This window comes from Lentimicrobiaceae bacterium (assembly GCA_028697555.1).
Taxonomy (GTDB): Bacteria; Bacteroidota; Bacteroidia; order Bacteroidales; family UBA4417; genus UBA4417.
In genome coordinates, this window is sequence record JAQVEX010000011.1 from 26,875 (window position 1) to 48,480 (window position 21,606).

At 36.0% G+C, this 21,606-nt stretch carries 17 protein-coding genes; 11 read left to right on the plus strand and 6 right to left on the minus strand.

The genetic code is table 11. From position 1 onward, the window contains the following. Positions 1 to 71: 71 nt before the first annotated feature. Entirely contained in the window at positions 72 to 2,489 is a 2,418-nt protein-coding gene (locus PHP31_02815) for a glycoside hydrolase family 95 protein (GenBank protein MDD3738206.1), read from the minus strand. 375 nt (positions 2,490 to 2,864) lie between these two features. Here PHP31_02815 and PHP31_02820 point away from each other — a divergent pair, with 375 nt between their 5' ends. The 5 genes from PHP31_02820 (at position 2,865) to rplT (ending at position 6,917) form a co-directional block, all read left to right on the plus strand. Further along, positions 2,865 to 3,473 (plus strand): ACP phosphodiesterase, encoded by a 609-nt coding sequence (locus tag PHP31_02820; GenBank protein MDD3738207.1) that lies wholly within the window; start codon positions 2,865 to 2,867, stop codon positions 3,471 to 3,473. Positions 3,474 to 3,681: 208 nt separating this feature from the next. Then, a complete protein-coding gene (gene thrS, locus PHP31_02825; protein MDD3738208.1) occupies positions 3,682 to 5,616 on the plus strand; it encodes a threonine--tRNA ligase in 1,935 nt (644 codons plus the stop codon). A gap of 92 nt (positions 5,617 to 5,708) precedes the next feature. Next, positions 5,709 to 6,245 carry a translation initiation factor IF-3 gene (infC, locus tag PHP31_02830; protein ID MDD3738209.1) on the plus strand — a complete coding sequence of 179 codons (537 nt, stop codon included), beginning with the start codon at positions 5,709 to 5,711 and terminating at the stop codon, positions 6,243 to 6,245. Between the two features lie 37 nt (positions 6,246 to 6,282). Next, complete coding sequence (gene rpmI, locus PHP31_02835; protein ID MDD3738210.1) at positions 6,283 to 6,474, plus strand: 50S ribosomal protein L35; 192 nt, start codon at positions 6,283 to 6,285, stop codon at positions 6,472 to 6,474. Between the two features lie 98 nt (positions 6,475 to 6,572). Next, the gene (rplT, locus tag PHP31_02840; protein ID MDD3738211.1) at positions 6,573 to 6,917 is read left to right on the plus strand and encodes a 50S ribosomal protein L20; all 345 of its coding nucleotides are present in this window, start codon (positions 6,573 to 6,575) and stop codon (positions 6,915 to 6,917) included. 35 nt (positions 6,918 to 6,952) lie between these two features. Here rplT and PHP31_02845 read toward each other — a convergent pair whose 3' ends face one another. Next, a complete protein-coding gene (locus tag PHP31_02845; GenBank protein ID MDD3738212.1) occupies positions 6,953 to 7,705 on the minus strand; it encodes a copper homeostasis protein CutC in 753 nt (250 codons plus the stop codon). Positions 7,706 to 7,925: 220 nt separating this feature from the next. Between PHP31_02845 and ftcD the strand changes: the two genes are divergently transcribed. From ftcD to PHP31_02870, 5 genes are all read left to right on the plus strand, one after another. Then, positions 7,926 to 9,626 (plus strand): glutamate formimidoyltransferase, encoded by a 1,701-nt coding sequence (gene ftcD, locus PHP31_02850; GenBank protein MDD3738213.1) that lies wholly within the window; start codon positions 7,926 to 7,928, stop codon positions 9,624 to 9,626. 130 nt (positions 9,627 to 9,756) lie between these two features. After that, the gene (locus PHP31_02855) at positions 9,757 to 10,419 is read left to right on the plus strand and encodes a hypothetical protein (GenBank protein MDD3738214.1); all 663 of its coding nucleotides are present in this window, start codon (positions 9,757 to 9,759) and stop codon (positions 10,417 to 10,419) included. Between the two features lie 55 nt (positions 10,420 to 10,474). Further along, on the plus strand, positions 10,475 to 11,971 hold the full coding sequence (locus PHP31_02860) for a lyase family protein (protein ID MDD3738215.1): 1,497 nt from the start codon (positions 10,475 to 10,477) through the stop codon (positions 11,969 to 11,971). Next, complete coding sequence (hydF, locus tag PHP31_02865; GenBank protein MDD3738216.1) at positions 11,952 to 13,160, plus strand: [FeFe] hydrogenase H-cluster maturation GTPase HydF; 1,209 nt, start codon at positions 11,952 to 11,954, stop codon at positions 13,158 to 13,160. The genes PHP31_02860 and hydF overlap by 20 nt, the downstream gene beginning before the upstream one ends. Before the next feature lie 6 nt (positions 13,161 to 13,166). Continuing rightward, positions 13,167 to 13,586: a SoxR reducing system RseC family protein gene (locus PHP31_02870; GenBank protein MDD3738217.1), complete on the plus strand. Its 420-nt coding sequence runs from the start codon at positions 13,167 to 13,169 to the stop codon at positions 13,584 to 13,586. Between the two features lie 168 nt (positions 13,587 to 13,754). On the opposite strand, the gene PHP31_02875 is transcribed toward PHP31_02870, so the two are convergent. The 4 genes from PHP31_02875 to PHP31_02890 form a co-directional block, all read right to left on the minus strand. Further along, entirely contained in the window at positions 13,755 to 15,668 is a 1,914-nt protein-coding gene (locus PHP31_02875; GenBank protein MDD3738218.1) for an OmpA family protein, read from the minus strand. A 34-nt stretch (positions 15,669 to 15,702) separates the two neighbouring features. After that, on the minus strand, positions 15,703 to 16,836 hold the full coding sequence (locus PHP31_02880; protein MDD3738219.1) for a carbohydrate-binding family 9-like protein: 1,134 nt from the start codon (positions 16,834 to 16,836) through the stop codon (positions 15,703 to 15,705). Between the two features lie 146 nt (positions 16,837 to 16,982). Next, the gene (locus PHP31_02885) at positions 16,983 to 18,266 is read right to left on the minus strand and encodes a DUF5689 domain-containing protein (protein MDD3738220.1); all 1,284 of its coding nucleotides are present in this window, start codon (positions 18,264 to 18,266) and stop codon (positions 16,983 to 16,985) included. Positions 18,267 to 18,288: 22 nt separating this feature from the next. Further along, the gene (locus PHP31_02890) at positions 18,289 to 20,967 is read right to left on the minus strand and encodes a carboxypeptidase-like regulatory domain-containing protein (GenBank protein MDD3738221.1); all 2,679 of its coding nucleotides are present in this window, start codon (positions 20,965 to 20,967) and stop codon (positions 18,289 to 18,291) included. Between the two features lie 326 nt (positions 20,968 to 21,293). Here PHP31_02890 and PHP31_02895 point away from each other — a divergent pair. Next, positions 21,294 to 21,606, plus strand: a 313-nt coding sequence (locus PHP31_02895; GenBank protein ID MDD3738222.1) for an endonuclease/exonuclease/phosphatase family protein, incomplete at its 3' end; no start/stop codon positions are given.

Genomic DNA, 21,606 nt, shown 5'->3' on the forward strand with positions numbered 1-21,606 from the left:
TGGCTAACGGCTAACGGCTAACGGCTATGGGCTAAGGGTAATTAACCGAAGGATAATGCTAAATTAAAGCATTAATATATAAAGCTGCACTCAGTTTTACCACCAACTCCAATAGTAATAGGAATAGTATTTTTACCGTTAGGAATAGTTTTTTTCCCGTCGATGATGATTTTCTTTACATTTTTAGGTGTTTTTAGTTCAAAAACCTTACCTGCCTGCGAATATATTGTAACTTTTGATGGTTTGCCTTGTTTCCATTCAAGGTCAACTTCGGCATTGCCTCTTATTCTTAACCCTTTGAAGTAGCCATTGTTCCACTCGTTGGGGATAGCCGGAAGAAGATTAATAAAACCTTCGTGACTTTGAATAAGCATTTCGGCTATTCCTGCTGTTCCGCCAAAATTGCCATCAATTTGAAAAGGGGGATGAGCACAAAACAAGTTGGGATAAGTACCGCTTCTGACGGTTTTCGTCTCTCTATCTATAGCCGGTTTTAATAAGTTTTTTAGCAGTTTGTAAGCCCTATTACCTTCATAAAGTCTAGCCCAAAAATTTATCTTCCAAGCCAAAGACCAACCTGTTCCTCCGTCACCTCGCCTTTCAAGAGTTTTTTTGGCTGCATCGGCTAAATGCGGTGTAGTATGTGGAGTAATTTCGTTGTACGGATACAAACCGTATAAATGTGAAACATGGCGATGCTGTGGCTCGACCTCCTTATAGTCGTACAACCATTCTTGTAAATAGCCTTGTTCGCTTATCTGATTTGGTGGCAATCTGAGCAAAGCATTTTCAACCTTGTTGATAAAAGCGGTATCGCTATCAGATACAATTTTCGATGCATTAATTGTATTGTTAAATAATTCTCTAATTATTTGAATATCCATTGTAGGAGCCATACAAACATATATGGGAGTTATGGTATCATGCTGATAAAAAGCATTTTCGGGCGAAGAAGACGGTGCAGTTACCAACCAATTATTTTCAGGCTCAATAATCATTGATGATAAATAGAATTGAGCAGCCTGCTTTAATACATCGTAAATTCCTGATAAGTAAGCAGTATCATTATTAAACAAGAAATGTTGAAACAAATGACTACATAACCAGGCTCCTCCGGTATTTGTTGCTCCCCACGAAGCATGCTCTGCAGGTGCTGTAAACAACCACGGATTGCTCACCGAATGCGCCACCCAACCATCGGAATTGTAAAACAATTTTGCAGTTTTTTTGCCCGAAGATGATAATCTTTGCGTGTATGACACAAGTGCTTTATGGTATTCCGACAAGTTGCAAACTTCGGCTATCCAATAATTCATTTGCAAATTAATATTCAAATGATAATCGCCATTCCAAGGAGTTTGATACGTGTTCGCCCACAAACCTTGCAAATTTAAAGGCAACAAATCCGGACGTGAGCCGCTAATCATCAAATATCTTCCATACTGAAAATACAATGGCACAACGGATGGGTCGTCAGTTTCTGCGAAACTACTAAGCATTTCGGATGTCAACATTATATCAGATTTTTTCTTACCTATCGACAATTCAACTCTGTCGAATTTTTGCTTATAACTGCTTATATGTCTGTCTTTAAGAGTTTTATATTCCAATGATACTGCATTTTCTAATAAGCCATCAACCGTCGTTTTATAGTTTGAGTCGAACATATCGGTAGATGACGAAATCAATATTAAAGCCTCGTCTGCGTTTGTAACTGAAATTTTATCGCTATTCGACGTAAGAGTTCCGCCTGTTGGCAACACCTTCACTTTTGTGTAAAATCTAACTCCTTTATCGGTATTGTATCCGTCGTTTAATTGACCTTCCATGACCAAATTATCTCCATCAGATTTCACAATTGCTCTTTCGGCTCTGGCTATTGCTACATCAAAATTAAGTTTGTGCTTTGTGCCGGCACTAAGTTTTATTATCAAAATATCATCTTCGTTAGAAGCAAAATATTCTCTTTTGTAGTTAACTCCATCAATTGTAAAAACAGTCGATGCTACAGCATCTTCAATATCTAACTCAAAAGTGTAATTTTTAGCAACAATATCAGGATATTTATAATTGATGTTTAACTCGGCTAACATCTGAAAACAACCGTATGGCGAATCTTTGGCATTTCCGTAGTTAGTGCCAACACCGTTGCATTTAAAATATTTGTACATCAAGTCTTGAGCTTCTTTGTTTTTGCCTTCCGTAAGTAACTTTCTAATAATAGGCAAATGCTTAACTGCAAGCGGATTATAAACATCTTCGGCACTACCCGACCACATTGTAATATCGTTTAAAATAATTTTTTCAGAACTAATGCCACCATCTGGCATCATTCCAAGTCTGCCATTACCCAAAGGCAAGGTTTCTTCCCAAATTGAAGCAGGTTTGTCGTATCGTAAAACTAAATTATTACTATGCTTACCATTACTACAAGCAATCATAAACATTGAAAAGACGGAAACAAGCAGAATTATACTTTGTTTATTCATATCCTGAAAATTTCAAACAAATATAGTAACATCTTAATATTTTTAATTATTGTTGTCCGATAAATATCTTTAGCTATTGGCTTTTGGCTATTAGCCGTTGGCTATTGCGGGGTGCGGGTTTTAGAAGTTAGAAATCTGAAATTAGAAATTAGAATTTTATAGTAGTTGTTACTACTAATTACATACTTCTACCTTCTGACTTCTGACTTCTAATTTCTAACTTTACCAGCTAACAGCTAACAGCTAACAGCTAACGGCTAAAAGCAATAAACATAAACCACAGAACGATACTATTCACAAGGTTTTTCAAACAGCAATGATTTTTATAATTATTATCGAAACAAAAGCATTAACTTTGTCGTCTGATTTATCAAAATGAATTATCTAGCACATATATATTTATCGGATTTAGTTAGCAGCGAAAATGATTTTTTGGTTGGAAATTTTATTGCCGATTCCGTAAAAGGACGCCAGATTAATAAGTATTCCAAAAATATACAAGAAGGCATAATAATGCACCGTGCAATCGATCAGTACACGGATAACAGCGACGAAGTGAAAAGCTGTAAGCTAAAATTAAGACCTGATTTTAAAAAATTTTCGTCTGTTGTTGTCGATTTGTATTTCGACCATTTTTTGTCAAGGAATTGGAGTATGTATTCTGATGCAGATATTTCTGACTTTGTCAATGAAAAACTGCTCATTATCAGCGAATACATTGACATTATTCCGAAAAAATCGGCACTGATGTTAAATTATTTGATTCGCTATCAACGATTAGTAACCTACTCCAAATTTGAAGGTTTAGATGCATCTCTGACTGATATGGCGATAAGAATTAAATATCGCTCAAATATGGAAAATGCAACCGAATTTCTGAAAGCTAACTACATTTTTTTTGAAACGGAATTTTTTAAATTTTTTCCTGAACTTATTTCGTTTGTGAATGACTATAAATCATCGTTGGATTTAAAAATGACATGAAATACTGCAAAGAAAGTTGACGTACAAAAGAGCTGTATTTATTTAATCTATAATATAGAAACTCCCCAAAAAGCTTGATAATACAAGCCTTTAAAAATTGAAATTGCAGAAACATATTTCTTAACACAAAAATATTTCATAAAAAAGTGCGCAAAACTCCAAAATATATGTACCTTTGTCGACTATTTTGCAAAAAGTATACAAACATATGATAAACATAACTTTACCTGATAGTACGGTTAAACAGTACCCAAAAGGTTCAACTTCTCTTGATATAGCAAAAAGTATCAGCGAGGGGTTGGCACGTAATGTATTGGCAGCCAAGGTCAATGGCGAAGTTGTAGATTTAATTCGCCCTATAAACACCGACTCTACACTGCAACTACTTACATGGAATGACGACGAAGGTAAAGCAGCTATGTGGCACTCTTCTGCTCACATTATGGCAGAAGCTATTGAAGAGCTATTTCCCGGAGCCAAGTTCGGCATCGGTCCCGATATTGAAAACGGCTTTTATTACGATATAGACTTTGGCGATCACGTTCTTACACAAGAAGAACTGCCTGCTATTGAAAACAAAATGAAAGAATTGGTTAAACAAAAACAAACGTTTAACCGCAAAGAAGTCAGCAAAGCCGATGCTATTGCTTACTTTAAAGATAAACAAGATGAGTACAAGGTAGAACTATTGGAAGAGCTGGAAGACGGTACTATAACTTTTTATCAAACAGGCAACTTTGTTGATTTGTGTAGAGGACCACACTTGGTTGATACATCGCCGATTAAAGCTATAAAACTGCTCAATATTGCAGGTGCATATTGGAGAGGCGACGAAAACAATAAAATGCTTACCAGAATTTACGGTATAACATTTCCTAAACAAAAAGAATTAGACGAATACCTTCAATTACTTGAAGAAGCAAAGTTAAGAGACCACAGACGACTTGGAAGGGAAATGGAATTGTTTGCCTTTTCTCAAAAAGTAGGACAAGGCTTGCCTTTGTGGCTTCCCAAAGGAGCAGAACTTAGAGAAAGATTGGAAAACTTTTTGAAAAAAATTCAGAAAAAAGCCGGCTATCAACCTGTAATTTCGCCACATATTGGCAATGTTGAGCTATACAAAACCAGCGGACACTTCCAAAAATACGGTAAAGACTCTTTTCAACCTATAACCACACCCATTGAAGGCGAAGCGTTTATGCTAAAACCTATGAACTGTCCACATCACTGCGAAATATACAAAGCAAAGCCACACTCGTACAAAGAATTACCTATCAGATATGCTGAATTTGGAACGGTATACCGATACGAACAAAGCGGTGAACTGCACGGACTTACCAGAGTCAGAGGATTTACCCAAGACGACTCGCATATATTTTGCCAGCCCGAACAACTTAAAGATGAATTTAAAGGCGTAATAGATATAGTTTTGCATATTTTTAAAACATTAGACTTTAAAAACTATACCGCACAAATTTCTTTACGCGACCCCAACGATAAAACCAAGTATATAGGTAGCGACGAAAATTGGCAAAAAGCCGAACAAGCAATTATTGAAGCCGCCGAAGAAAAAGGTCTGAAAACAAAAGTTGAAGTTGGCGAAGCTGCGTTTTACGGACCAAAATTAGACTTTATGGTTAAAGACGCTTTAGGTAGAAGTTGGCAATTGGGCACAATACAAGTCGACTACAACCTACCCGAGCGATTTGAGTTGGAATATATTGGCAGCGATAACCAAAAACATCGTCCTGTTATGATACACCGTGCTCCTTTTGGTAGTATGGAACGCTTTGTGGCAATTTTGTTGGAACACACAGCAGGCAAATTCCCGTTGTGGCTAACTCCAACCCAAGTTATCATTTTACCAATTAGCGAAAAGTACAATGACTACGCAAATTTGGTTGAAGAGAAATTGAACGAACAAAACATTAGAGTTACAATTGATTTGCGAAGCGAAAAAACAGGTAAAAAAATTAGAGATGCAGAACTTGCCAAAATACCATATATGATTATTGTTGGCGAAAAAGAAGAAAACGAACAAACTGTTTCGGTAAGAAAGCAAGGCGAAGGCGATATAGGAACAATGAGTGTAAACGAGTTTGTTTCTTTTATAAATGATGAGATTTCTAAACAATTGGAATAGAATTTGATAGAGATTATAATTAATTAAATAAATTATTAACTAATAAGAAAGGAGTAATAACCATAGCAACAGAGTACAGACCCAATAGAAACATTAATAACAGGGATTCACGCAGAAGACAAAATGAAAATCCCCACAATATTAATGAAGACATTAAAACTCCGGTGGTAAGAGTTGTTGGAGACAATGTGGAACAACGAATAGTACCAATAAAAGAAGCCTTAGAAATGGCTTACAAAATGGGATTAGATTTAGTTGAAATATCTCCTAATGCAAATCCTCCGGTGTGTAGAATTATTGACTACAAAAAATTCTTGTACGAAAGCAGAAGAAAACAAAAGGAAATAAAAGCTAAAAGTGCTAGAGTCGTCGTAAAAGAAATTCGTTTAGGACCTCAAACCGACGATCACGACTTTAATTTTAAACTGAAACATGCCGAAAAGTTTTTGAAAGACGGTGCTAAGGTTAAAGTTGAAGTTTTTTTCAGAGGACGTACAATTATTTATAAAGATCAGGGTGAAATTATGTTGTTAAAGTTTGCACAAGAATTGGCGGAAGTTGGAAAAGTTGAAAGAATGCCACAGTTGGAAGGAAAAAGAATGATAATGATTATTGCTCCAAAAAAATAAAAATAAAAAATAACACTAATAAATAAATTAAAGTAACATGCCTAAAATGAAAAGCAAATCGGCTGCCAAAAAAAGATTCTCAAAAACAGGCACCGGAAAATTGAAGAGAAGACATGCTTACCACAGTCACATCTTAACAAAAAAGTCGAATAAAAGAAAACGTAACTTAGGTTACAGCACTATAGTCGACAAAGCAGATGCTAAAGTGGTTAAAGAAATGCTTCAGTAACAATTTAAAACAATTATCAAAACAAATGTTTAACATTATTTTAGCTCGAAAAGTGCATTTCATTTGAAATGACGCTAAAGTAAAAAAAAATTAAAATTATGCCAAGATCAGTTAATGCAGTAGCATCGAAAGCCAGACGCAAAAAGATCCTTAAACAAGTAAAGGGTCAATACGGAAGACGTAAAAACGTTTGGACAGTTGCAAAAAACGCCTACGAAAAAGGCGCATTGTACGCATATCGCGACAGAAGAGTAAAAAAGAGAAATTTCAGATCGTTGTGGATCACCCGCATCAACGCCGGAGTACGCCAATACGGAATGTCTTACTCAGTTTTTATTGACAAGCTAAATAAAAACAATATAGAACTTAACCGTAAAGTTCTTGCCGATTTGGCTATGAACAATCCGGAGGCTTTTAAAGCCATTGTTGATAAAGTAAGTTAGCAGATTTTTTTAACATAAAACAAAGACAGGATCTTCTATTTTGAACTTCCTGTTTTTGTGTTTATGCCTTCCAAAATAGTTTTAATCACACTTTCTTTGGGCAAGGTATAGCAATAATCATCAAAATAACCTGCCAAACCGAAATCGGGCTCGGTAGGTCTGTGCACCATTTTGCCATCAACTTCGTGTCGAGCCGAAAAGTGAATTTCTTTAATTCCAATATCTTTAAAAAATAAATAATTGTCGACATTGACTCCGCCACCCGGCATTATTATTATTTTATCCCCAAACAAATTATGGAGTTTTTCAATGTTCGAAATTCCTTTTGTTACTGTATTGTAGCCACCTGAAGTCAAGATACGGGTACAACTGGTTGATAAAACACTTTCTGCTGCTTCAAAAATATCAACAGTCTTATCAATGACTCTATGAAATGTAACTTGCATCGGATACGCAATGTCGCATAAATAATTTAGCAAATCAACATCAACCTTACCCTGTGGCGTCAAACAGCCAATCACTACTCCGTCAATTCCAACTTGTTTGGAGTATATTATATCGTTTTTCATCACTTCAATTTCCGTTTCCGAATATAAAAAATCGCCTTCACGAGGGCGTACCATCACATGGATAGGAATATCAATCTTTTTTCTTGCAATATCAACAGCACCTTTCGAAGGTGTAACGCCGCCACCTACCAATCCCGAACACAACTCAATTCTGTCGGCTCCGTTTTTGGCTGCCAATATTGCCGACTCAATATTAAAAACAGGTATTTCAATTTTCATATGCAATTATTTATTAAAGGGTTTAAGTTAAACTTTAATTAATACGTTATATTTAATACACACTTGATATTTTTATTGTTACAAAGGTAGTTATTTATTGATAAAAAAGAAAATATTTTGGTTAATTATGATTTTGTAATATTAGTTAAATAAGTTTGACAAGCCGAAAAAATCGATTAATTTTGCAGTAATATTAATTAACAATTAAACTATTAAAACCATGCAAAAACTTATTGAATGTGTACCCAATTTTAGCGAAGGTAACAATATGGGAGTTATCAAGCAAATTACTAACGTAATTGAAAGTGTTGAAGGAGTTAAACTATTGGATGTTGATCCGGGTAAAGCCACCAACAGAACTGTTGTAACATTTGTAGGTTCTCCCGATTCGGTTATTGAGGCAGCTTTTCAAGCGATAAAAAAAGCCAGCGAAGTAATAGATATGCGTCATCATAAAGGCGAACATCCACGCTTTGGAGCAACCGACGTATGTCCTTTAGTACCTATTTCGGGTATAAGCATGGAAGAAACTGTTGAATACGCTAGAAAACTTGCTAAACGCGTTGGTGAAGAATTAGGAATACCGGTTTATTGCTACGAAAATGCCGCATTTAAGCCTGAGCGAAAAAACCTTGCCAATGTAAGAGCAGGCGAATACGAGGGTTTGCCTAAAAAAATAACTTCGGAAGAATGGAAACCTGATTTCGGACCTAATACATTTACCGAAAAAGCTGCAACTGCCGGAGCTACTGCTATAGGAGCACGTGATTTCTTGGTTGCGTACAATATCAACTTAAATACAACATCAACTCGTAGGGCAAATGCTGTTGCTTTTGATATCAGGGAGAAAGGTCGTCCCGCCAGAGTTGGCAACCCGATAACCGGTAAGAAAAAACTTGACGAAAACGGAAAAGAAATTTGGATACCGGGCTCATTAAAAGAATGTAAAGCTATTGGCTGGTACATCGAAGAGTACGGCATTGCTCAAATATCAATAAACCTTACAAACGTCAGCATTACCCCTATTCATGTAGCATTTGAAGAAACTTGTAAAAAAGCCAACGAAAGAGGATTGAGAGTTACAGGCTCAGAATTAGTTGGATTGGTACCTTTAAAGGCTATGCTCGACGCCGGTAAATATTTCTTAAGAAAACAAAAGCGTTCAGTAGGTGTTTCGGAAAGCGAAATCATTAAAATAGCTGTAAAATCGCTTGGTTTAGACGATCTTAAACCTTTCAATCCGGAAGAAAAGATTATTGAATACGTTTTGGCAAAAGGCGATAAAACCAACAAACTTGTGGATATGTCGGTAAGCGGTTTTGTTGACGAAACTGCCTCGGAATCGCCGGCTCCTGGTGGAGGCTCGGTTTCTGCAACAATGGGTGCTATGGGAATAGCATTAGCTACAATGGTGGCTAATCTATCGAGCCATAAAGCAGGCTGGGACGACAGATGGGAAGAGTTTAGCAATTACGCCGAAAAAGGTCAGAAATTGAAAGACAGACTGTTATTTTTAATCGATGAAGACACTCGCTCCTTCAATAACATTATGGAAGCCTTTGGCTTGCCAAGAGGTAACGAGCAAGAAAAAGCCGATAGAACAAAAGCTATACAAGAAGCTACAAAATACGCTATTGAAGTACCTTTTAATGTGATGCAAACTTCTTTTAGCTGTTTTGAAGTTATTGAAGCAATGGTTGAAATTGGAAACCCGAACTCTATCAGCGATGCTGCCGTTGGAGCTATAGCCATTAGAAGTGCAATTATTGGTGCATTTTTAAACGTTCAGATTAACGCTAACGACTTAGATGATAAAGAATTTGTAACAGATATTTTGGAAAAAGCTGCTAAAATTAGAAAAGAAGCCGAAGAAAAAGAAAGGATAATTTTAGATAAAGTTGACAAAATTCTAACCAAATAGTGTAAATCTCACAAAAAAAGCAATAATTTTCAACTTGTAACTTATTGCAATTCATAGCTTTATAAAAAACCGTGCTTATTGGCACAGTTTTTGCTATATTATGGGCTTATTATCACAAAAAGTGAAAAAAATGAACAAAAAAAAGTTTGAGAAACTATTTATTTTCTCATTAATTGCATTGTTTGTTATAGTTGCGATAGGGATATTCAGGTACGACACTATTAATGCAGCAGCTTTTGGAAACGGTTTTCACAAAGCAGAAACGAACTACAATTACGAAACAGATTCGGCAAATATTTCAAACTACTACATAGATGTTAGCGAAACTGAATTTGATAGTAAAGCTAATTTGTACAAAAAGAAATCGCTGAACTCTGAAAATGTTAGCAATAATGGCAACTTCCATTCTCCAAAATGGCTGAAAAATACGGGTTTCAAACATCCAAACAATCTAACTTTTGAGCCTTATTTATCTGATTATACTTCGGTTAACAAAACCAACGAAGGGTTTAACTCTGTCAGTTTAGTTTATACAGGAACATACGAAGATGCCTTAGTTTACGCCAACTTTATTTCAGACCTATACGATTTGAGCCACTTCAACATTTCGGACGCAACAGACAGCAATAAGGCAAAAATCGTGTTTACGAACTATAAATTTGCCAATACTAACGAAGAGTTGAAATACTTAGTTTCTGTTGAAATAACTCCAAAAGGTCAGTTAACATTAATAATTACCGACCAAAAACAACTAAACAAAAAAATTGCTAATTATTCTGAAAAACTTTCGTAATATGTCTTATTATTATTAAGTTTGCAGTCCAAATTAATAATAAAATATATCATTTATGAAAGTAGAAAATAAATACAGAATAGAAACAGATTCTATTGGCGAAAAAGAAATTCCAACCGATGCGTTGTACGGCATAAACTCTATAAGAGCCGTTGAAAATTTCCCATACATCACTCCTATAGATATCGAGTGGTATAAGGCTATGGGCGATGTAAAAACTGCCGTTTACACTTCGTACAAAAAATTCTTAAAGGCTATTAATGAGCAATATCCCAACGATGAAGTTCCCCTTGACCTTATTACCGAAGATGTACTTGATGTTCTTATTGAAGCCGGCAAAGAAGTTGCCGAAGGTAAACACTTTGATAGCTACATAGTTCCCGCACTTAACGGTGGAGCCGGAACAAGCATTAACATGAACGTTAATGAAATTATTACCAACGTAGCTCTATTAAAAATGGGTAAACAACCCGGCGAATACAGCTTTATAGATCCTTTTGAAGATGCCAACGTTTACCAATCGACTAACGACGTTGTACCTACTGCTTTAAGGTTAGCGTTAATTCGCTTGATAGTCCAATTGGAAGAATCGGTACACAAACTAATGTATGCTGTTAAGAGATTTGCCAACAACTACAAAAACTCATTACGTATCGGTTACACCCAAATGCAGGCAGCCGTTCCATCATCGTATGGCAAACTGTTTGAAGCATATTATCAAGCTCTATCTCGCGACCGTAGGCGCTTTGAAAGAGCTCCTGAGATAATTAAAAACGTGAATTTAGGCGGTAGTGCTATAGGTACAGCAATGGGTGTTCCTTTGTTCATGGTTATGGATATGACAGATACGTTGCAAAAAATGACTCACCTTCCTATTAGTCGTGCCAACGACCTTTCTGACGGTACAAGTAATCTTGATGTTTTAGCAGAATTTCACGGATTGCTAAAAACTCACGCAGTGAATTTGGAAAAAATAGTCAACGATATCAGACTTATGGCAAGCGACGTTGTTGGACACTACTCTATTAATATACCTGCACGTCAGGTTGGAAGCAGCATTATGCCTGGTAAAATAAATCCTGTTATACCCGAATTTGTTATAAGTGTCTCCCACTCTGTTTATGCAAACGATGTTTTGGTCAACTCGCTTTGCGGTCAGGGTTGTATCGACCTTAACGCCTACGCTCCTGCAATTGGTAACAATATCATTTCGAGTATAAGAATGCTTATTGCAGCCAACGACACTACCCGCGAACACTTAATAGAAGGATTAACTATTAATCCCGAAGTTGACGAAGCAAACGTATATAGCAGCAGATCAATAGCTACAGCTCTTAATCCACTTATTGGATACAAAAAATCTTCGGAATACTCTAAAATGATGAGAGAAACAGGTTGCAATATTTTTGAAGCAAACGAAAAGCTTAAAATTTTAGATAAAGAGCGTTTGGAATACGTATTGAGACCTGAAAACTTGCTCAAAACCGGTTTTACAATATCGGAACTAATGGACGAGACTCATAAACACCATAATGGTAAAAAGCAAAAATAAAGCGTTAAGACCGCATATTGGAATATTCGGAAAACGCAATACGGGCAAAAGCTCACTGATTAATACTTTAACCGGACAAGATATCGCGATAGTTTCGGATACTCCCGGTACAACAACCGATCCCGTGAATAAAACCATTGAAATTCGCGGGATTGGTCCTGTTGTGTTGATTGATACGGCAGGTATAGACGATAAAGATTCAACTTTGGGCAACATGCGTGTTGACAAAACCTTAAAAGTTGTTTCGGAAATTGATGTAGCTGTATTGATTTTTACGGATAACGACTTTGGAGAATTTGAAAAGCAAATTATTAAACTGTTTGATGAGAACAAAGTTCCATTTATTATCGTTCACAACAAAACAGATTTAACAAGTCTGAATACCGAAGTTGCAAACAATATTAAAAACACTTACAACACAAATGTTGTTGAGTTTAGCACAGTTACCAACAAGTACGTTCAGTTACTAATTGACAAAATACAAGAAGTAATACCGCAATCGGCGTGGCAAAAACCTTCTTTGCTCGGCGATATTATTTCCAAAGGCGATATTGTACTACTTGTTACACCAATAGATGCATCGGCTCCCGAAGGCAGAATTATACTACCACAAGTTCAAACTATTAGAGATATTTTGGATAACGATGCAATAAGTATAGTTTGCAAAGAAGATGGAGCCGAGCAACTGATAAAAAGCAACAAAATAATTCCAAAATTGGTTGTAACTGACAGTCAAGTGTTTAATAATGTTTCTAAATTTGTTCCCGACAATATCATGCTTACAAGTTTTAGCATTATATTAGCACGACAAAAGGCAAACTTTGAAGCTTATTTGAAAGGCACAAATCATATTGAAAAACTGCAAAACAACGACAACATTCTTATGCTTGAAGCATGTACGCATCATGTTTCATGCGAAGATATAGGACGCGTTAAAATACCGAATTGGTTGGAAAAATATACAGGCAAAAAACTAAACTTCGATTTTGTTGCAGGACTTAGTCCTTACGATAAAAACATTAATAAATACAGTCTTGTTATTTCCTGTGGTGGCTGTATGATTACTCAAAAGCAACTTCAAAACCGATTGCAACCGTTTATAGATGCTGGCATACCTGTCTCCAACTACGGTATGACCATAGCTTTTGTAAATGGAATTTTTAAAAGAGCTATCCATCCGTTTAAATAATAGCCAATGGCAGCAGAAGTAAAACACGAAGGAATTATCACAAGCATAGACAAGAACAAAGTCTTTGTCAATATGGTTGTTAAGTCGGCTTGTGCTTCGTGTAAAGCCAAAGGATTTTGTTCCGCATCCGAAATGGCTGATAAAGTTGTTGAAATTGATGTTGGAAACAATAACAGCTACGAAGTTGGACAACAAGTAAACGTTATTATCTCAAAAAAAGAAGGCAATTATGCTGTTTTGTTGGGATACGGAATACCTTTTATTGTAGCTATTGTAACTTTAATTGCAGTTTCACGATACGCAGACGAACTGACAGCCGGAATTGCAACAATAATTGCGGTCGGTTTGTATTATTTACTGTTATTCCTGTACAGAAAACGAGTTGAGAAAAAATTTGTTTTTAAAATTGAAAGCAGAGAAGAGTAGTAATTTAGGTTTGAATAATTAAGCCGTTGGCTGTTAGCTGTTAGCCGTTGGCCGTTAGCTATTGGCAATTAGCAATGAACAATGAACAATTAGCAATTAATAATTGCTAATTGCTAATTGAAGATTGATAATTGCCCCGAACCACGTAACACGTAACTCGCAACTCGTTCACTCAACAATAAACTCCGTTCTTCTGTTCATTGCTCTGCCTTCTTCGGTGCTATTGTCGTAAATTGGGTTTTGCTCACCCATACCTTTGTATGATATTCGGCTGCTATCAATGTTTCTATCAATTAAAAACTGATATACAGCTTTGGCTCTGTTTTCAGATAGTTTCAAATTATATTCATCGCTGCCGACATCGTCGGTATGACCTACAATTTGAATTTTTACGCTGCTATTATTATTTAAAAACAACAAAAGCTTATTAAGTTCGGCTTCCGATTCGGGTAGTAAATCGTATTTATCGTATTCGAAAAATATATTACGAAGAGTTGTTTTTTCGCCCTTTACAATTTTGTTGAGTTCAACAATCATAATGCTGTCTTTGTTTGTCGACAAATCAGCTTGCGGAGTAAAATTATGCGAATAAAACAAATAACCTCTGCAATTAACGTTAAGTGCGTAACTTTTATCGACAGGTAAAGAAAAAATAAATTCTCCCGAAACCTTATCCGACCACGAAGATACCACAACCGAATCTTTTTGCATATCAATTACTTCAAAATTTGCCAACAAAGGTTCGCGAGTTTTTTTGTCTATAACTTTTCCTTTAATATAAGCAATGTATTGCGGTCTGACATATTCGGGCAATTTCACCCTGTAAATATCTGTATTGCCATAAGTATCGGCACGTTGTGCCGACATATAAGCATAATCGCCTGCTGCATTTAAAATAATATTTATTTCGTCGCCGTTAGTATTAATCGGATAACCTAAATTTACCGGCTTAGACCATGTTCCGTCGGGTTGTAATTCGGTAACAAAAAGGTCGAACTGACCCATTCCCATGTGTCCATCTGACGAAAAATAAAGAGTTTTTCCGTCGGGATGAATATGTGGTGAAAACTCGTCGCCTTTGGTGTTTATAGTATTTCCCAAATTTTTTGGTTCCGACCAATATCCTTTATCATCCATCTTCGATACATAAATATCGGCACCGCCAACTCCGCCTGCTCTGTTTGATACAAAATACAAGGTTTTGCCGTCTGCAGCGAAACTCGGTTGCGATTCCCAAGCTCTGCTATTTATGGTTCTGCCTAAATTAATGGGTTCAGTCCAGGATTTTCCATCTTTATTTGAAAAATACAAATCGCAGCTACCATACGAATCAATTCTGCTACAACAAGTTATAATAATTGTTATACCATCGGGCGAAACGCATAATGCACCTTCGTTTCCGTCGGTATTTATCGGATAGCCGATTTCGATAGCAGTTTGCCATCTTGTATCGCCGTCTGCATCAGTCCTTGAATAAGATTTGAAAAAACTTTCATTTGCATATTTGTCTGCTCCCTTTCTTGTGAAATACATGAGACTGCCGTCTAAACTAAGTGCATTCACGTATTCGTAACCATCGGTATTAACATTACTACCAATATTCACGATTTCGACAGGTAAAGCGTTGTTGATTATACTATCACGAAATGTACAAATGGGTATCTTTTTTTTACTATCGCTTATTTCGTAATGCTTGTTGGTATTGGAGTTTAAATAGTTTTGAAAATATTGTTTTGCATCTTTGTAATTCTCACTGTTGAAATACGAAAGTGCCGTCATATATAAAGCCGATTTAAAATTAGCCGAATCTATCTTTAATGCTGTTTCGTAAGCGTTTATGGCTTTGTCAAAATTATGGCTATCGAAATAAATATCGCCTTTAAGCATCCAAACGCTGGGAATATCGGCATTTTTGCTGATTATCTCATCGACGTATTTCATGGCGGTAGCGTAATTTTTCTTTTGATATTCTGTAACCGCTTTTGAAAAAGTTTTTTTCAGTCTGCCTTCCGGACGTGATTGAGACAATGCAAACCCTGAAATGAGTAGCAACAGAGACAATAATAAGGTTTTAAATTTCATTTAAATAAGTTTAAGACAAATATAATATGCAAATTTAGTCTTTATTATCAATCCAAATTCTACCGTCTTGCGAAATTTTCCAATTATTGCCCGTTTTTTCATTAAAAAGCGAAGCTACGTACAAATTTTCGCAACAGCAATATTTTAAGTCTCTTAAAATAGGTTCACCAACTATTAATTTCTTGTAAATGTCATTACTTTCATCGAAGAATGACTTGTTTTGCCTGAAAAACTCTTTCTGAGAATAGTAAAAATGTCTGAGTGCTTTTTTAACTTCAAAATCAGGGTCAATAATGATTGGCTCATCATTGTTTTCGCTTACAATTTTATCGGAAAACTGCAAATAGCCCCAAGTTTCGGGCTGATGCATAGCAATAACACCTTGCGGCGACCACACCCAATTATGTTCGGGTAGTAAGACTTTCTTGCCGTCCTTAACGGTCGAACGTTTTACGTACTTGCCATTAACTATATCGGTTATCCACTGAACACGAGAAAAATTCACACGATAAATATCGCCATTTTTGGGTATTGAATTGTGATTATTGACTTCAACTATTGCATCAAAAGGAATGGCTATTTCGCAATACCAGCCTTTGTCTATATCGTTAGGATTGTTAATTGTGCCATCAACATATACGGCTGTTTTTAATCCGTTAATATTCCAATTATCAACTGCAACATTTTGAGTTTCATCGCGGTATGGTTTCAGCAAAAGTAAATCCCATTGAGTATTAAAAGCGTTTAATTCAAGTTCAAGGTAAACGTGCGTGTCGCCGTCGGGGTCTATAAAGACTTCAAAATCGTTATCATGAAAAATAACACTCTCACGCTCGGTAAGAGTAGCCCATACATGCGGTTCTTCCATAAAAGCTGCTATGTACAAATAGGTATCGTCCCAAAGCATCTTAACATTGGTTTTGTGATATGGCAAAGGTTTTAAATCTCCTTCAATATCAACAAAATCGCTTGTCCATTTTGCTTTTTGCCAAGCTTTTTCGTCCATTTTGCCATCGATAATAATGCTGTCGTCTGTCCTGTAACAAATATAGGTTTCGGGATAAGGCAAATTGTTAAGCGGCAAACTCTGAGCAAATGCGCTTATTTGGACAAACAAAAAAACCAGAAATAAAGCGATAGTCGTATTTTTTAGTGTTAAGATATTCATTTTTGTACAGATGTTTAAAAATTGCCTTGCCACAAGTAGCAAGGCAATTTCAGAAAAACTTATTGTTTTTTTCTTATAATAAAAACAGTTTTTTCAATAAACTCCATGATATTAGCAAAATGTGCCAATAACATAGAAATTGAATATTATTGTTTCTTTACCTTAACGTTTTTAATTTCCCACGTTGCCGATTCGCTGTCGGAACACAAGTATTTGAATGCAAACCTCACATTACTCAAATTCGTAATATTACCCTGTAAATTAAAGTTTGCAGTAGTGTTGACAAACAGCCAATTATTTCCTGCCGGATAAGTTTCTATAGTAACCTGATGCCAATTGTTTGCAGCAAAATCGTTTTCGTTATAGTTTTCGCAAATCCACAAAGTATGATTTGATTGTAGGTTAGCTAAACTTCCTTTATTTATTGCGTGATCGAATGAGATTTCGATACTGCTTGCTCCCGACAAATCTAATGAAGGCGAAATGAGCCAATCTTCGTTTTTATGACTTGAACCCGACTGATAGCCCGACATTTTCATGCACGAATAGTTTGCATCGTGTATCCACTGCTGCGTTCCAATAACGCTATGCGCAATAAAACTACCTATGCCGTCGGCAAAAGATTCTTCGAAAAATGCAGGCACAAACGGAACAAAACCTAAAACATCACTTGTATCTCTGATAGTAAGCTGTAAATCGTTGTTGAAAATATTTAATATTCCTTTTACAGTGCCTTTACCTCCCGGGATCAAAGAGCTTGCAAAATTGGCATACTTGCTGGTTCTAACAATTATCTTATTGTTGCTGTTATCAACAAGGTCTCTGTTGGTTGCAGAAGCACTTTGCGTAGCCCAAACACTACCTGCATCAGGAAAACTAACATCATCAAATTGAACTAACATGCTTAAATAAGATTTTATGTTGTTATCGTTCATTGCAATAACCTTAGGTGCAGGAACTGGTCCAGGCAAGCTGTCTCTGAACAAATGTAAGTCGATATATGCTTCGGGTAACCTACCAATGCTGTTTTCGTGAACGTATCCTAACTGATGCAATCCTCCATACTTTCCAATGTACATTCCCTGACATTTTACATAAACCAATTGACCTAAGCGATATTCGGTATATAGTGAATTTCTGTCTAACGCCAATTCTATACCTGCCGTTTCGTCTTGAATAACAAGTTTTTTGTACAAGTTGCCCGACTCGTCGTTGGCCACAACTATACCTTTGATAATAATTTCTTCCGAAATTGAATCTAAGTTAGTGTTAAATTGTGTTTTTAGCTCGGCAATAGTTTTATTTGCCGTCAGGTTAGCTTCGGGTATATCAATTGGCGGCTTATCAAATTCACCTTGAATACACGAGTTAGTCATCACTAATGTTAATGCAACAACTACTATTGCTGATAATATTTTTTTCGTTTTCATATATGTTGATGTTTTTTTAGATTTATAAACTGAATGCTATGTTAAAAAAGAAATTTGTTCCGTACATATAGTAATATCTTGGCGGAAATTTATCTATATTTTTATTTTCGAAATCAAATCTCAACTGCTCGTAACCTCCCGATTTTAAAGAAGTATTGTTGAGCACATTGCTGACGTTAAGATTTATTGATAGGTAACGTGAATTAATTCTGAACGATTTTCCTATTGAAAAATCGACTGTAAATCCACCGTTTAGTTTTTCTTGCTGAGTTATTTGGTCTATCAAGGGGTCGCCTTCGCCCAAACCGGCAATAGCTTGCGAAGTACGTCTTTCAGGATTGAAACTCAAATATATTTTGTCGAAATAGTTTACACCTGCCTCAACAAACCAACGGTTTTTGTTAAACTTTAATGTTATATTTGAAGCTATTTGCGGCGTTCCCGAAACGTAGAAATTCTTTGTGTAAGCCATCCACGAAGTGTCGGGTTGAGAACCGTTTTCAAAATTTAAAGTTGCTTTTGCTCTGTTTGTATATCTGTAATTGCCAAACGAGCCCGAACCTTGAAGCGTAAACATGCTGTTTATTTTATATTGCAAAGCTACTTCAACACCTTGATGCACCCTATCCTGAGCGCTTAATGACATATTGACGAAGGTTCTCAAATCATCGTGGTAGAAACGCATAATTTCGCTGTGATTGTGGAAAAACGTTTCAAAAACCGTAATCCTTCCGTTTAAATTCGGAAACCTTAGCAAGTACGACATATCGGCACTGATAATATCTGTAACTAAGTTGTTGGCTGAAAGCACATCCGAAATTCTGGGCGATATATATACATTTCGTAAATTAATAGGATCGGCACCAACCATAGCATTTAGTAACAAATAATGTCTTCCGGATATTTTATAAGTTACACCTGCTTTTACATCGTAAGTAAAAAGATTTATAAGTTCCGATTTCCCTAATGATCTTTCAGGCTGTCTACCGTTACGCATAAAGCCTTCTCGCTGATACTGAGTAAATACTAAATTACCTCCAACGTAGAAATCAAATCGGGGCAAAAACCATTGTTGCATAGCCCACAAATTGTACTTGCGATTGGTTAATGTGTAGTTGTAGCCAAATTCTTCGCCCTCTTTTATTACTTTATTAGGATTGTCTAGGTCGTTTTGAAGTTTTATGCTATCGCCAACAAAATCACGTTCCGAAAACTGGTCTATATCAACCCAATGGGTTCCCCCTAAAAGGTCTCTTAACACCTTATAATTTCTAGCCGAATAATTAATAATTTCTACGCCTGCAGTTGATTTAGTCTTATTGGTTGTGTAGTTATAAACCGATGCCAAATTAAACTGGTTTTGATCTGTAACTTCATCTTCGATAATATAAACTGCCTGCTTGCCCGATAGATTAGCCAAATAATTTTGCTGATACAGTCTGTCCCAGTCTATTTGAGTAAATTTAGTGTTATCATTTTCCCATTGCTGAGCTATATAATTTCCCAAAGCTTCATTTTGTCCGCTAACCCAACTTGGCAAATATCTGTAGTAATCGGGACGCGGATCGCGTGCTTTATACCAATTTAAACGAGTACGACCAAACTTGCCAAAAGTGTACGATGCTGTAGTTTGCAACTTCGATTTTTCCGAAATATTCCAATTATGTACCAGCATCGTCATCGGCTGATTGCTCCATCTAACTCTAGCATTACGTTTTTCTCCATTTTGGTAACCCCAATTAGGATTGTAGTAGATTGAACCTGCAAGGTCATACACTTCTTGAATAACACCTGCACTTTGTCCTCTGCGGAAAGGAGAACCATAAGTAACAAGAGCTAAGCTGTGGGAACTGTTAATTTTTCTTTCAACTCCTAAATACCATGCGTAAGCATCGTAGAAAGTACCTTCCGTCCTACCCTCTTCGCTCCATCGCTTTGACCCGCTTGCAACTATTCCCCAATTATTAGCCATCATACCTGTTGAATAAGTAAACATAACCCTATTGTTGTACGACCTGTTTGAGCGCGATAGTGTGAGTTTTGTTTGTTTGCGAATTAAGGAAGGTATAGCATTAATTTTTGTACTTCCACCAATGTTGCCGAAGCAATAATCTACAGGAGTAAAATCATCTACAGTGATTTTATTTCTTACAACTTCATTCAAGCCTCCCCACTCGTTCCATACGGCTCTACCGGTTTCCAAATCATTAACCAAAACGCCGTTCATGTAAACGTTCTGGTACTCGTTGTCGTAGCCACGTACCTTGTAATACATAGGACTAAACGAATATGCTGCAGCTTGCGAGTACGGGTCGGAAGTACTTGTTAAAACTCCCGAATACATATCGCTACCGCCTTCATCATCGGCATCTAAGGAGAAATCGCTAATACCTATACCAATCCCCTGATCAAAAACCGAAAATTTTAACTTTACATCTGCCATTTTAACATTGGAGTTGTCAACGCTAAAACTTATTCGTTCGGTTAAATAATTAGGAGCCGAAACTATTAACTCATAAACTCCCGAAAGCACATTATCAAATTGAAATTCTCCTTCTGAACTTGATAGATTGAACATATTGTTAAGTTCTACCTGTGCGTTAGAAATATACTTTCCGGTTTCGCCGTCAACAACTCTACCCGAAACGGAATATCCTTGCGCATACAGCCCAATATGACCAACTGCAAATAGAATAAACAAACAATAAATTTTCGAATTTGATATGTGCTGTTTAAATTTTGTAAATAAATTGCATATCATAGTATAAAGACATTAAATATTTGTGCAAATATATATTAATTTTTATTATTCATGATGTTAATTGTAATCGTCTTTTATTAACAAACAGACTTATATATTTTTATTAACAATAAAACTTTTTGGTAAATAGATGAATACGTGGTCTATTAAATATAACAGCAATTCTGTTAAAAAGTAATTATTCCTTGATTGTTAAAAAATAATTAACAAAAACATATTGATAATTTATTCAATAACACATACATTTGCAAAAAAATTACGTTAAAATGATTTTTACAAGACTCGTTACCCTATTGATATTATTGACATTGGCACCATTATTTGTGTTTAGTCAGAGCAACACAAAGGTAGCTGTTATTGCATATTATAATTTAGAAAATTTGTTCGACACCATTGATTCGCCCAACACTAACGATGCGGAATTTTTACCAAACGGAAAGAATTTGTGGAATACCGAAAAGTACTATAAAAAGTTGTCGAACATGTCGAAGGTTATAAGCGAAATCGGTGAAGAATACATTAAAGGTGGTCCTACAATTATTGGGGTTTCGGAAGTTGAAAACAGAGCTGTATTAGAAG